This is a genomic window from Chlorobaculum sp. 24CR, from assembly GCF_004118635.1.
Lineage (GTDB): Bacteria > Bacteroidota > Chlorobiia > Chlorobiales > Chlorobiaceae > Chlorobaculum.
The window spans coordinates 1-12450 of sequence record NZ_SDGU01000023.1 but is presented as its reverse complement, the minus strand read 5'-3'; the positions used below and the strand labels follow the sequence as shown (position 1 = coordinate 12450).

Sequence of the window (12450 nt, the reverse complement as noted above, 5' to 3'; positions counted from 1 at the left end):
TATTTAATTAAATGTTACACAGAATTCGAGTAAATGCCCGAGACACGAAAAATTCAAAAACGTGAATGTTATTACGACCATGCAGGTCGTAAACGATGGAAGACCGTTACTTACACGGAGACAGTTTATAGTGCAGAGGAACGTGCAGCTCAACGCGCCCATCTCAAAAGATTTTTTCTTAGCTTCCGTTTTATATGCCTACCTTTTGCGGCAATTCTTTATCTCATCATTACTATTAAATTGCATCGCACGGCTATTGATGATTACGAGCAGTGGCTGGCTTCGGAGCGGGCATATTATCCAGTGGTTTATGTTACTTTGGCAGGAAAAGCATATCATACATCGTCGCACTACAGTGCTCGTTCTATACCGATTTCGCTCTTTGATGCAATTCGGGTTGGTCGCCGCCCTTGCAGGGTTTGCCAACCCGTAACGGCTACGCTGACTCCTGAGCAACGCAACCGACGAGCACCTGAATATTTTGGATATGGTGCGGTTCTCGTTTTAATAAGCCTAATATATTATTCTGTAGCATTTGCTACTTTTCCAACCGATTCAAAAGACAGCGAGCAATCATCGAAGCTTAAAAAAATGCAAAATGAACCTAAAAAAGCTCAAAACTAACTCAACTCATATCTTTTAAAGATAGCGCAGACAAATCGGGCTTTTTGCGACAATCGTTGATCCAAGCTACATTTTAGATAATTACCCTCATTTATAATACAGCTTTTTCCAGTCAATAATCTGTTTGGTACGGCATTTTTTTCTCCTCCAACAAAACTACAACACCCCGCCGAAATCGACGGGGTGTTGTGCATATCCAGCGATCTTTCTTGCTCCTCACTCCCACTCAATCGTGGCTGGGGGCTTGGATGAAATATCGTACGCCACGCGGTTGATGCCTCTTACTTCGTTGATGATGCGGTTCGAGACTTTGGCGAGGAAGTCGTGGGGGAGGTGCGCCCAGTCGGCGGTCATGCCGTCGGTGGATTCCACGGCTCGCAATGCCAGCACGTTTTCGTAGGTGCGTTTGTCGCCCATGACTCCAACCGACTGCACCGGCAGGAGTACCGAGAAGGCCTGCCACACCTTTGAGTAGAGGCCGCTCTCCTTCAGCTCGTCGATGAAAATCTGGTCGGCATCGCGCAGTATGTCGAGCCGTTCCCTCGTCAGCGAGCCGAGTACGCGCACGGCGAGGCCTGGGCCGGGGAAGGGGTGGCGCATCAGGATGTCCTCGGCGATGCCAAGCTCGCGGCCGACGGCGCGGACTTCGTCCTTGAACAACTCGCGCAGCGGCTCGATCAGCTTGAGCTTCATGCGCTTCGGCAGGCCGCCGACGTTGTGGTGCGACTTGATCATTTCGGACGGCCCCTTGACGCTGACGCTCTCGATCACGTCCGGGTAGAGCGTACCCTGCACGAGGAACTTCTCGTCGTGGATGTTCTCTTCAAACACCTGGATGAAGGTGCGCCCGATGATCTTGCGCTTCTTCTCCGGCGAGGCCACGCCTTTGAGTCGTCCCAAAAAAAGGTCGGAGGCGTCGGCGAGCGAGATGTTCAGGCCGAGCGGCTTGAGGAACTCCATCACCTTTTCGGACTCGTTCTTGCGGAGCAGGCCGTTGTCAACGAAGACGCAGTGCAGCTTTTCGCCAATCGCCTTGCTCACCAGCACGGCGGCCACCGTGGAGTCCACCCCACCGCTGATGCCGCACACCACGGTCGAGTCGCCAGCCACCCGCTTGATCTCCTCGATCTGGTGCTGGATGAAGCTCTTCGGCGACCAGTCGGGGGTGATGCCCGCGATGTCGATCAAAAAATTCGAGAGCAACTGCTTGCCGTAGAGCGAGTGCTGCACCTCCGGGTGGAACTGCAAGCCATAGACCTTCAGCGCGGCTTTGCTGCCGAAGCTCTCGATGGCGCACATCTCGGCGTTTGCCGTGCTCGCCGTGATGCGGAAACCGTCGGGGAGACGGGTCACCTTGTCGCCGTGGCTCATCCAGACGTCCGAATCCGGAATGTCCTTGAACAGCATGCTTTCGTGCTCCTCCTCATGGCTTACCAGCATTTTGGCGCGTCCGAACTCCTGCTTCGACGAACTCTCCACGTTGCCGCCGAAGTGCTTGGCGATGGCCTGCAAGCCGTAGCAGATGCCGAGCACCGGCACGCCGAGGCTGAACACCTCCGGATCGGGCATGAAGGCGGTTTCGTCATAGACGCTGTTCGGCCCGCCGGAGAGGATGATCGCTTTTGGCTGGTGCGCCCGGATGGTTTCGGCGGTCGCGTGGTAGGGAAGGATTTCGGAGTAGATGCCGATCTCGCGGATGCGCCGTGCGATGAGCTGGGTGTACTGCGAACCGAAGTCGAGCACGATGACCGATTGCAGGGATGTTGCCATGGTTGGGTTGAAACCGGTAAAGTATTGTTTAAAAATTATCTGCGGGCGCGACTTGCGGTACTGGTGCTTGCTGCACACCGGTGCTGTCCGGATTGCCGACCGCGCCGGAGTTTACCGGCTGCGGGGTTCTGTTGAAATCGCCGACCTGGGTGCGTGCGTAGCCTTTCGGCGTGAAATATTCGACGAAAACGTTCTGACTCAGCACGCCAGCCGCATCGCTCGATGCGCCTGACATTGGCACGGCAATGACGTTGTCGGGCATCGGGAAGTAGCGGTTTTCAAACTTGAGCGACGCATCGGAGTAGCACTGTTTCATGAAGTTCGCCCACGCCGGAAGCGCGGCTCTGGCACCCTGTCCGTAGGACATCGAGGTGAAATGAACCCGTTCGTCATCAAACCCCGCCCAGACCACGGTCACGAGCTGGGGAGTGAATCCGGCAAACCACGCATCTCGCTGGCTCTGGGTCGTTCCGGTTTTACCGGCCACCTCCATGTCGAGGCCGTATCGCGCCCTGGCGGCGATGCCGGTGCCTCGGTCGATCACATCCTTGAGTATGGAGACCATGACGAAGTTGGTTGCCGGATCGAGTCCCAGATGGCTGCTCGGCTGGTGTTCCGCGATGACGTGCCCGTTCTTGTCGAGCACCTTGAGTACCGGAAGCACGTCACTCCATACGCCATTATTAGCGAAACTGGTATATGCCCTGGCCAGTTCGAGCGGCGAAACTTCCGAGGTGCCGAGCGCGATCGAAAGGTTGGGCTGCATGGGGGAGGAGATGCCCATGCGGCGGGCGTAGCTGATGATCTCCGACGGGCTGAGGAATTCGTACGCCAGCCTGACCGTGACCTGGTTGAGCGAATGGGCGAGCGCTTCGCGCAGCGTCGTCATGCCGCCGGAATCACCCTCGGAGTTGCGGGCCATCCAGACGCGGCCATCACCGCCCCTCAGCGCCAGCGGCTGGTCGAGAATCCGGTAGTTTGCCGGGATGCCCTTGTCGATGGCCGCCGCATACACAAAGGGCTTGAAAGCCGAACCGGGCTGCCGCCGCGCCTGCCAGACATGGTCGAACTGGTAGCGGTAGTCGTCCGGTCCGAAATTGGTGCCGCCAACCCACGCCTTGACGTGGCCGTTGGTTGGGTCAAGGGCGACCAGGGCCATCTGCACCCGCGTTTTCTGATGGAGCAGATTGTTCAGCCAGGCGCTATCGGCTTTCAGACGGGCGAGCGCCACGTTTGCCGGAACGCCCTCCTCGCCAACCATCTCCTTGTATCTGGCGCTCTCTTTGATGAACTGCATCTTGAGCGACTCGGGGCAGCGCCAGGTTTTGTCGAACTGCGCCTGCAAGTACGCCGCCTGATTGGCGATGGCCTGTTGCGCGTATTGCTGCATCCGGCTGTCGAGCGTGGTCTGGATGGTCAGGCCGTCGCGATAGACGTTGACCCCGTCGAGCATGGAGCCTGACTTGACGGTCTGCCGGATGTACTCGGTGAAGTAGGGGGCGAGGCCCTGATGGCTGACGGGCGTATAGTGCAGCACCAGCGGCGTGGCTTTCGCCTTGACGGCTTGGGCGTGTGTGATGAACTTCTCCTTTTCCATCAGCCCGATAATCAGGTTGCGCCGGGCCAGCGATGATGAGGGATCCTTCGAGGGATCGTAGGCCGTCGGATTTTTCAGCGTGGCGATGAGCGTGGCGCTTTCGGGAATGGTGAGCTTGCTGGCCGGTTTGCCGAAATAGGTCTGGGCCGCCGACTCGATGCCGTAAGCGCCCGATCCGAAGTAAACCGTGTTCAGGTAGAGCGCGAGAATTTCGTCTTTGGTATAGGTGCGTTCGAGTTCAATGGCCGTGACGAACTCTTTGGCCTTGCGGCTCAGGGTACGCTCCTGGGTGAGGAAAAGGTTTTTGGCGAGCTGCTGCGTGATGGTGCTGGCCCCTTGCCAGCGGGTGCGTCCCTTGATGATATTTTCGCCGAAGGCGATGCCGAGACGCCGCAGATCGACGCCCCAGTGCTGGTAGAACGTTATATCTTCGGTGGCGATCAGCGCCGCCGGAGTCCAGCGCGAAATCGAGCGGAGCGGCACGAAGGTTCTGTTTTTCAGGAAAAACTTGTGCAGAAGCTTGCCATCTTCCGAATAGACCAGCGAGGCAAGCTCCGGCCTGGGATTTTCGAGTTCAGCGATACTGGGAAGACCTTTGAAAAGACCGAGGCCGAACACAGCGCTGGCGCCGAGAAGTACGACAAGAAGGAGTCCGGCAACTTTCATAACAGTTTTTTTACTCACGTTGTCACGGTTTCAGAAGAGTGAATCATAACCATCTGCTTTCAACGGCAATACGCTTGAGCCGCTGAATTATTTCATTGAATCTGCACCCGTTCGTCGAGAGGCGCGGCGGGCTGAGTCTTTTTATAAAAATGTTGCGCAAATTCAAAATGTTTTTTCAACTGTTCGACGAAGCTCGGCGTATCTTCGAGCATCGGAAGGTGGCCGAGGTGCATGAACTGCACGAGCCGGGTGGGTGACGTCGCCGCCGCCTTGCGCTTCTCGAAGAGCGTGACGGTGCCTTCGGGCGGAATGGTGTGGTCGGCCATGCCGACGCAGCAGAGCACTGGCGAGGTGATTTCGATAACGCTCCGGGTGTAGGTGCGCAGCGCTACCGGGTCGATGGAGAAATGACCGACCGCGTTGGTTGCCGCTTTGTCTGAAGTGGTGAAATCCTCGATGATGATGTCGCTGTACTCTTTACTGATGTGCCCGGTCGCCGCGCGTTTGATGAAGAGCGTGCGCAAGGGCTCGACCTGAAAGATGTTCCTGAAATTCATCGAAACATCGATCAGCCCGCCGAGGAACATGAGACCGAGCGAGGTGAACGGCGTCTCCTCGAAAATGCCGCAGGCCAGAATCGTCGATGAGAGCAGCGCGTCGCGGTAGCGCAGGCACAGCTCCGTGGCCACCATGCCGCCCATCGAGTGGCCGACGATGTGCAGGTTCCGGCCTTTGTCGAGGCCGAGATGTTCGATCAACGCGCCGGCCTCGCCCGCGAATCCGGCAATCGTCAGATCGGGCCGACATCCGTCGATGACGCTCTTGCCCGTACCGCTCTGGTCGTAGGTGATGCAGCGGAAATCGCGCTTGAGCAGCTCGATGGCCGGTTTCCAGTAGCGGGACGAAATTGCCCAGCCATTGACGAAAAGGATCGCCGGTTTGTTTTTCTGCGAAGGATCCTGTTCGGCGGTATCCTCATAGAAAAGTTTGCAACGTGATGACGTAAGGTAGCTCATAGGCTTGACCGGTTTGACTCTCTGCAAAAAACTGAACCGAAATATACCATATGAATGCTGAATGATGAATTATGAATGCTGCATGAAGAGCAAAGCGGATGGTGGTGGTGATTTGCAGGGGCGGCCCTGCGTGTTCGCCCGGAACCATTCCGAAAGGAAAAACGCAGCTCCGGATTTCCGCAGCTTGCCCGCGCCGTCCGCCAAGTTCACATCGTCCATCGGGGCAAGCTGCTTTCGACGCCTCGATATTGATTTTATACCGCTATATTGTCGCTTGCCGACCGGTTTTTGACAAGCAGGCGAATGCGGTTGTAACTCGCCATATTATCGAAACTTACATTTGATTTTGCTCTCCCATGGAGTTATTCTCGACACTTACCGACTTTATCCTGCACATTGACCGACATCTTCAGCTTCTGGCTTCGGAGTACGGCTTGTGGCTGTACGGAATCCTCTTTCTGATCATCTTTCTGGAGACAGGGCTGGTTGTCATGCCGCTGCTGCCGGGCGACTCGCTGCTCTTCGCCGCCGGATCGCTCGCCGCGATTCCGATGTCGCAGCTCAGCCCGCACTGGCTCTTCGCTGTCTTTTCGGTCGCCGCCATACTCGGCGACAGTGTCAACTATGCCATTGGCCATGCGCTTGGGCCGAAAGTGTTCTCTTTCAAAAAGTCAAGGTTTTTCAATCCCGAACACCTGCGCCAGACGCACGACTTTTTCGAGAAGTACGGCGGCAAGACCATCATTATCGCTCGTTTCATTCCCATTGTTCGCACCTTCGCCCCCTTTGTCGCCGGAATTGGGGCGATGTCGTACTCGCGTTTTTTCATGTACAACGTCGTGGGCGCTCTGCTCTGGGTCGCTGTTTTCACCTATGGTGGCTATTTGGTCGGCCAACTGTCGTTTTTCAAGGAAAATTTCAAGCTGCTGATCGTGGCCATTATCGTTGTGTCGCTGATGATACCGCTCATCGAGTACGTCAAACATCACATGCGCCGCTGAAGATCGCGGTCACCGGATGAAAAAAATATTATGGTAATTTCCCGAATCTTCTTATACTCAACTCCTTCATCGGCGTATAGCGCAGCCTGGTAGCGCACTACCTTGGGGTGGTAGGGGTCGTGGGTTCAAATCCCGCTACGCCGACAAGTTTTTCCCTCCTTCAGTATCCGGAAGAGTTCCTTTCTCAATAAAAACCGGAAAACATCTATGGACTTTGAATGTGAGTTCGTGTGCGAGCTGAAAGAGCTTGCACCGACGCCAGCTCTTCTGATTCGCGCGAGCACCACCATGAGCGAACTCGGCGCGCTGTTCGAGACTGGCTACCATGATATTCTGCAAGAACTTGCGAGTCAGGGTAAATCGCCGACAGGGCCGCCCTTCGCGCATTACTTCGGCATGAGCGCCGGAACGTTCGAGGTCGAATTCGGCTTTCCCGTCGGGAACGGCGTCGAGGGCAAAGGTCGCGTCGTCAGTGGCTCGACCCCCGAGGGCAAAGCCGCGAGCAGCCTCTACATCGGCCCCTATGGCGAAATCGAAGCGGTTTACGACGCGCTCATGAAATGGGTTGACGACAACGATCTGGTCCTCGGCGGCGAGGCGTACGAAATCTACCTCGACAATCCCGCCGAAACGCCGCCCGACCGGCTCAGGACGCGGGTCTATCTGATGCTGTACGAAGGCTGACGGGAATTGTCTCTTCGTTGTGGCGATTGTTATCAAGATCAAGAGAGTCTTGCTAACAATCGCCGTTTGCCTCATGGAAATTTGCGACCTGCACTGCGTTGTCATCGGGGCCGGCATCGGTGGACTCGCTGCCGGAGCGTTGCTCGCCCGCCGGGGCGTGCAGGTGGTGGTGCTCGAAGCGCAGCACTACCCCGGTGGGTGCGCGGCGACCTTTTCGTCCGGCGACTACCGCTTCGACGCGGGCGCAACGGTGGGGTGCGGCTTTCACTCCGGCGGGCCGCTCGACCGGCTTGGCCGCGAACTCGGCATCGACTGGCCGGTTCGCTCCGAGCCGCTCGCCTGGCAGTACCGCCACCGAGACCTCCGGCTCGATCTCTTCTCCTCCCGCGGCAACATCATCGCCCGCTTCCCCCGTTCGAAGCCTTTCTGGTACGAACAGGCCCGCCTTGCACGTACGCTCTGGCGGTTGTCCGCCGACGCGCTCCCGTGGCCCGTCTCCGGAGCGCGTGATGTCGTCGCGCTTGCAGGCCGGGCGCTCGGAGCGTTGCCGGATTCGGCGCGTCTCTTGCCGTTCGCGCGGCGCACGGCCCAGGAGTGGCTCGCCTCGCACGGCCTCGACGCCGATGCCGAGTTCGTGCGCTTCATCGACGCGCAGCTCCTGATCTCCGCGCAGACCACCTCGCGCGAGGCCAATGCGCTCAACACGGCCATCGCGCTCGACCTGCCGGTCGCGGGCACCTGGAGCGTCGAGGGCGGCATCGGTACGGTGGCCCGGAGGTTGGCCGACTCCATCGAGCGCGACGGCGGGGCGGTGCTCTATGGCAAGAAGGTGACGCGGCTCGACACCATCAATCGCGAGGCGCTCGGCGTCGAGACCGCTGATGGCGACGCGCTGGCCGCCGATGCGATCATCGCCAATCTCACGCCTGACTCTCTCGCGTTGCTCGACGACTTCCGTCCGGCGGGCGAAGCTGGCGTCGAGTCCGCCTCCGGCTGGAGCGCCTTCATGCTCTACCTCGGCCTCGATGCCACGCTCTTCGAGCGCGCCGGAGCCGATCACCTCCAGATCGTCGCGTCGGCGGGGGAGCTTGGCGAGTGCCGCAGTCTGTTCGTTTCAGCCTCACCGGCGGGCGACGCCGGACGAGCGCCGGAGGGTCAGCGGGCGGTCACCGTCTCCACGCACACCCGCCCGGAACGCTGGTTCGAGGCTCTGCGGCAGGGACGCGCGGCCTACGAAGCGCTGAAGCGGGAGTACGCCGACCGTGCGCTCGCGCTGCTCTGCGAGCAACTTCCGGAAGCTCGTGGCGCGATCCGTTCGCTGACAGCCGCCACGCCGCATTCATGGGAGAGGTGGACGGGGCGTCGCCACGGGCTGGTCGGCGGCTACCCGCAAACCTCGCTCTTCGGTGTGCGGGGGCCAGCGACGAAGTACCGCAATCTCTTTGTCGCGGGCGACTCGATTTTTCCGGGGCAATCATTGCCGGGAGTCGTCACCGGCGCTCGCCGGACGGCGGAGCTGCTGCTGCGGCGCTGTAGCAAGAAATAGGACTTATACGACCTATAGGTCGTATAGGACTTATAAGTCCTATGGGAGGAAGAGGGGCGCTTCATAGCTTGCCACTGTTCCGCCTCTCCTCGTATATTCGTTGTATGGAGCTTCAGGAAAAAATCACGATTCTTTCGGGCGCAGCGCGGTACGATGCTTCGTGCGCTTCGAGCGGCAGCAATCGCGAGGGTTCGGCGGGCGGCACCGGTAACACCTCGCAAGGCGGCATCTGCCACTCGTGGGCGGATGACGGGCGCTGCATTTCGCTGCTGAAAATCCTGCTCTCCAACGACTGCCGCTACGACTGCGCCTACTGCGTCAACCGCTCGTCCAACCCGGTGCCGCGCGCTTCGTTCACCGCGCGGGAGGTGGTCGATCTGACGATGGAGTTCTACCGGCGCAACTACATTGAGGGGCTGTTCCTCAGCTCGGCGGTCAACGTGAGTCCCGACCATACGATGGAGGCGATGGTGCGCGTCGCCGAAATCCTGCGCAACGAGGAGTGTTTCGGCGGCTACATCCATCTGAAGATCATTCCCGGCAGCAGCCCGGAACTCGTCCGCCGCGCCGGGCTCGTTGCCGACCGCATCAGCGTCAACATCGAGCTGCCGTCCAGCGAGTCGCTGCACCGGCTCGCGCCGCAAAAGAAGAAGGAGGCGATTCTCGCCCCGATGAAGCTCATCGGCGCGGAGGCGGGCGTGAGCCTCGTCGAGCGGCGCAAGAGCCGCAACGCGCCGCGCTTCGCCCCCGCCGGACAGAGTACGCAGATGATTATCGGCGCGAGTCCCGAAACCGACCTGCAAATTCTCCGGCTCTCGCAGGGGCTGTACCGCAAGATGAACCTCAAGCGCGTCTATTACTCGGCCTTCGTGCCGGTCAACAGCGACAACCGCCTGCCGGTGCTCGCCGCGCCGCCGCTCCTGCGCGAGCACCGGCTCTACCAGGCCGACTGGCTGTTGCGTTTCTACGGCTTTTCGCCAGAGGAGATTCTCTCCGACGACGCCCCTAACCTCGACGAATCGTTCGATCCCAAGACCGCCTGGGCGCTGCGCCATCCGGAGTTTTTCCCGGTCGAAGTCAACCGCGCCAGCTACGCCACCCTGCTGCGCGTGCCCGGCATTGGCGTCGTCTCCGCCAAGCGCATCATCGCCGCTCGACGCTTCGCGCCCGTTACGCACGAAGGAATGAAAAAGATCGGCGTAGTCATGAAACGCGCAAAATATTTCATCACCTGCTCCGGACGCCCGTTCGACAAACTCGACCAGCAACCCGCCCGCCTCCGCCAGAGCCTGCTCATCGGCGACGGCAGCGAGCCGAAGGTTCCGAGGCAGTTGGTGTTGCCGGGGATGGGGTGAATTGTGGACGAGGTGGATGTTGTGGACGAAGTGGACAGGAGAGAAAAAAAAGATTCCACAGTTATGTGCCCAGCGTTACGAAGCACGATCTTCTTTCTTCTCCCATCCGTCCTATTTGCCCCATAAGTCCTATTCTTCAAGCGAGCCACGACCATGAACCACTATCTCTACGACGGAACCCCTGAAGGCCTCGTTTCAGCTATCGCTTCGATTCTCGACAGCGGCGACGATCCGGAGCAAACCGTGCTCGCCGTTCAGCAAAACACGCTCTTCGAGGAGGGGATGCTTCTGCGCACCGACTCCGCCCTTGCCGAAGCGCTGTTCGAGCGGCTCCGCCTTCGAGCGCCCGACGCCGTGCAGACGCTCTGGTACTTCACGATGGCCGAAACCACCGAGCTGGAGACGAGCCTGTTGCGCTACATCGCGCTCGCCTTCGAGCACGGCGACCGGGTCAACGGCTACCTCACCCACGCCAGCGTCAAGGCGGTCGTCGCCACTGCTCGCAAGGCCGGGCGCGAGCTGCATCGCATGAAAGGGTTGCTGCGCTTCGAGCAGCTTCGCGACGGCACCTGGCTGGCGCGGATGGAGCCGGACTGCAACGTCATCCAGCCGCTCGCCCGCCACTTCAGCCGCCGACTGCGCGCGCAGGAGTGGTTTATCTACGACGCCGGTCGCCACAGCGCCGCCCACTGGGACGGCCACGCCCTCAGCTTCGGTACCCTCGAACAGTTCAGCCGCCCCGAACTCTCCGCCGAGGAAGAGGCCGTGCAGCAGCTCTGGCAAACCTTCTTCAAAACCATCGCCATCCCCGAACGCAAAAACCCCCGCCTCCAGAAGTCCAATATGCCCGCGAAGTACTGGAAATATCTCACCGAAAAGCAGGGGGAGTGAAGGGAATCATCGCATTCGACCTTGTTTTCCTTGCTGACCTTGTTACAGAGCAGAAGTTTTATAAATATATTTACGCATTAAACTGTAAAGGAAAATAAAATGAAAAAAATTATACTAACCATAATCTGCATAGCATTAATAGTTCCCGTTATAGCTTTAACTATAATGGGATTTATAGTCCCATTTTACAAAATCCTATGTGCGCACATTTCAACTGTGCCATGCACATTGCCTTATGTTTTTGACGCTTGGGTTGTAAATAGAGATTGGAGCTTTTTGAGCGCAATTGGGACTATTGGTGCCGTTATTGTAGCTCTTTTTCAAAATCCATTTTTAAAGTGGTATAATCGCCCAAAATTGTCAATCATGGCAGAAAAAGGAGAACCATATACTTCATATAATCTTCAGGAAGACAAATCTTACGCAATGTATTTACGCCTTCAGCTAAATAATGATGGCAACTCTATAGCAAAAAATGTTGCTATAAGAATCAAAGAGATACGAGTAAGGGGAGGTAATAATTCTAGGAAAATCGATATGTATATTAATCCAGAAAATATAGGTGTCAATCAGCACCCATTTCCTGATATACCATCAGGAGCTGGAATGTATTGGGATTTCGGAATGATAGAAGATAAAAAACGACCCCCTGTATTTCGAATCTCAACAACATATCCCCTTGCAAAAGGGTATCATATACTTGAGGCAGGGAAGTATGATATTGATATTCATATTGTGGGCGACAAAATAAAGCGTACCCAAAAAACTATTGAAGTTGATACGTCCCAATTAATGCAGTGGCCAGTCATAAGTGACGCAAAGGACGATGATGAGAAGAGAAAGAGAGAGGAGGAAGAAGTTTTAGAAAAAATTACTTTTAAAGTGAAAAATAAAAATTCCTTTACAGATTTTAATACAAATAACTGTCATCGGGTTAAAAAGCTCTTTTATGCATTCAAGTCATGCATAAAAGAGCGATTGGTGGAAATTGAAAAGAGACGAATGAGCAAACTAAGTCATTCACGCCCTTTGCAAAAAAAGTAGGCCTGATGGGACTCGAACCCATACGCACTTGCGTGCATCCCCTTGCTAAACTCCGAATTTTCGAAGCATAGCAAGGGAGATGCGTCTACCAATTCCGCCACAGGCCCATCAAAAATTGTACAAATAATTACACTGATAGGTAATATTTTGTAGTGGGATTCAGGAGGCATAAACTGCCAAAAAACTCTCCCATCCAAATTTCGAGAAACTTTGTGATTTTGAGCTAAGGATAACCGAAAAATCCTGATTGCCTTTC

At 56.9% G+C, this 12450-nt stretch carries 11 protein-coding genes and 2 tRNA genes; 8 read left to right on the top strand and 5 right to left on the bottom strand.

The features are described from left to right. Positions 1-33: 33 nt before the first annotated feature. Positions 34-624: a hypothetical protein gene (locus EST62_RS04795; RefSeq protein WP_129050969.1), complete on the top strand. Its 591-nt coding sequence runs from the start codon at positions 34-36 to the stop codon at positions 622-624. 216 nt (positions 625-840) lie between these two features. On the opposite strand, the gene guaA is transcribed toward EST62_RS04795, so the two are convergent. The 4 genes from guaA to EST62_RS13420 form a co-directional block, all read right to left on the bottom strand. Then, positions 841-2382 carry a glutamine-hydrolyzing GMP synthase gene (gene guaA, locus EST62_RS04790; RefSeq protein WP_167599190.1) on the bottom strand — a complete coding sequence of 514 codons (1542 nt, stop codon included), beginning with the start codon at positions 2380-2382 and terminating at the stop codon, positions 841-843. A gap of 40 nt (positions 2383-2422) precedes the next feature. Further along, positions 2423-4657 carry a penicillin-binding protein 1A gene (locus tag EST62_RS04785; RefSeq protein ID WP_167599189.1) on the bottom strand — a complete coding sequence of 745 codons (2235 nt, stop codon included), beginning with the start codon at positions 4655-4657 and terminating at the stop codon, positions 2423-2425. Between the two features lie 92 nt (positions 4658-4749). Further along, the gene (locus EST62_RS04780; RefSeq protein ID WP_129050966.1) at positions 4750-5673 is read right to left on the bottom strand and encodes an alpha/beta fold hydrolase; all 924 of its coding nucleotides are present in this window, start codon (positions 5671-5673) and stop codon (positions 4750-4752) included. A gap of 69 nt (positions 5674-5742) precedes the next feature. After that, complete coding sequence (locus EST62_RS13420; RefSeq protein WP_167599186.1) at positions 5743-5892, bottom strand: hypothetical protein; 150 nt, start codon at positions 5890-5892, stop codon at positions 5743-5745. 137 nt (positions 5893-6029) lie between these two features. Here EST62_RS13420 and EST62_RS04775 point away from each other — a divergent pair, with 137 nt between their 5' ends. The 7 genes from EST62_RS04775 (at position 6030) to EST62_RS04745 (ending at position 12194) form a co-directional block, all read left to right on the top strand. Continuing rightward, on the top strand, positions 6030-6674 hold the full coding sequence (locus tag EST62_RS04775; RefSeq protein WP_129050965.1) for a DedA family protein: 645 nt from the start codon (positions 6030-6032) through the stop codon (positions 6672-6674). 70 nt (positions 6675-6744) lie between these two features. Next, positions 6745-6818 (top strand) — tRNA-Pro (locus tag EST62_RS04770). Between the two features lie 63 nt (positions 6819-6881). Then, positions 6882-7358 carry a GyrI-like domain-containing protein gene (locus EST62_RS04765; protein ID WP_129050964.1) on the top strand — a complete coding sequence of 159 codons (477 nt, stop codon included), beginning with the start codon at positions 6882-6884 and terminating at the stop codon, positions 7356-7358. Positions 7359-7431: 73 nt separating this feature from the next. After that, complete coding sequence (locus tag EST62_RS04760; RefSeq protein ID WP_129050963.1) at positions 7432-8904, top strand: NAD(P)/FAD-dependent oxidoreductase; 1473 nt, start codon at positions 7432-7434, stop codon at positions 8902-8904. Positions 8905-9008: 104 nt separating this feature from the next. Next, the gene (locus EST62_RS04755; protein WP_129050962.1) at positions 9009-10259 is read left to right on the top strand and encodes a putative DNA modification/repair radical SAM protein; all 1251 of its coding nucleotides are present in this window, start codon (positions 9009-9011) and stop codon (positions 10257-10259) included. Positions 10260-10412: 153 nt separating this feature from the next. Beyond that, positions 10413-11150 (top strand): TIGR03915 family putative DNA repair protein, encoded by a 738-nt coding sequence (locus EST62_RS04750; RefSeq protein WP_129050961.1) that lies wholly within the window; start codon positions 10413-10415, stop codon positions 11148-11150. Between the two features lie 99 nt (positions 11151-11249). Further along, positions 11250-12194: a hypothetical protein gene (locus tag EST62_RS04745; RefSeq protein WP_129050960.1), complete on the top strand. Its 945-nt coding sequence runs from the start codon at positions 11250-11252 to the stop codon at positions 12192-12194. On the opposite strand, the gene EST62_RS13415 is transcribed toward EST62_RS04745, so the two are convergent. Beyond that, a tRNA-OTHER gene (locus EST62_RS13415) sits at positions 12192-12301 on the bottom strand. The two genes, EST62_RS04745 and EST62_RS13415, sit on opposite strands and share 3 nt — an antisense overlap. Positions 12302-12450: the final 149 nt, after the last annotated feature.

Excerpts from the sequence above, each read along its gene's own strand:
- EST62_RS04795 (WP_129050969.1), top strand. The coding sequence starts at position 34 with ATGCCCGAGACACGAAAAATTCAAAAACGTGAATGTTATTACGACCAT.
- EST62_RS04785 (WP_167599189.1), bottom strand. The coding sequence starts at position 4,657 with ATGAAAGTTGCCGGACTCCTTCTTGTCGTACTTCTCGGCGCCAGCGCT.
- EST62_RS04780 (WP_129050966.1), bottom strand. The coding sequence starts at position 5,673 with ATGAGCTACCTTACGTCATCACGTTGCAAACTTTTCTATGAGGATACC.
- EST62_RS13420 (WP_167599186.1), bottom strand. The coding sequence starts at position 5,892 with ATGGACGATGTGAACTTGGCGGACGGCGCGGGCAAGCTGCGGAAATCC.
- EST62_RS04775 (WP_129050965.1), top strand. The coding sequence starts at position 6,030 with ATGGAGTTATTCTCGACACTTACCGACTTTATCCTGCACATTGACCGA.
- EST62_RS04765 (WP_129050964.1), top strand. The coding sequence starts at position 6,882 with ATGGACTTTGAATGTGAGTTCGTGTGCGAGCTGAAAGAGCTTGCACCG.
- EST62_RS04760 (WP_129050963.1), top strand. The coding sequence starts at position 7,432 with ATGGAAATTTGCGACCTGCACTGCGTTGTCATCGGGGCCGGCATCGGT.
- EST62_RS04755 (WP_129050962.1), top strand. The coding sequence starts at position 9,009 with ATGGAGCTTCAGGAAAAAATCACGATTCTTTCGGGCGCAGCGCGGTAC.
- EST62_RS04750 (WP_129050961.1), top strand. The coding sequence starts at position 10,413 with ATGAACCACTATCTCTACGACGGAACCCCTGAAGGCCTCGTTTCAGCT.
- EST62_RS04745 (WP_129050960.1), top strand. The coding sequence starts at position 11,250 with ATGAAAAAAATTATACTAACCATAATCTGCATAGCATTAATAGTTCCC.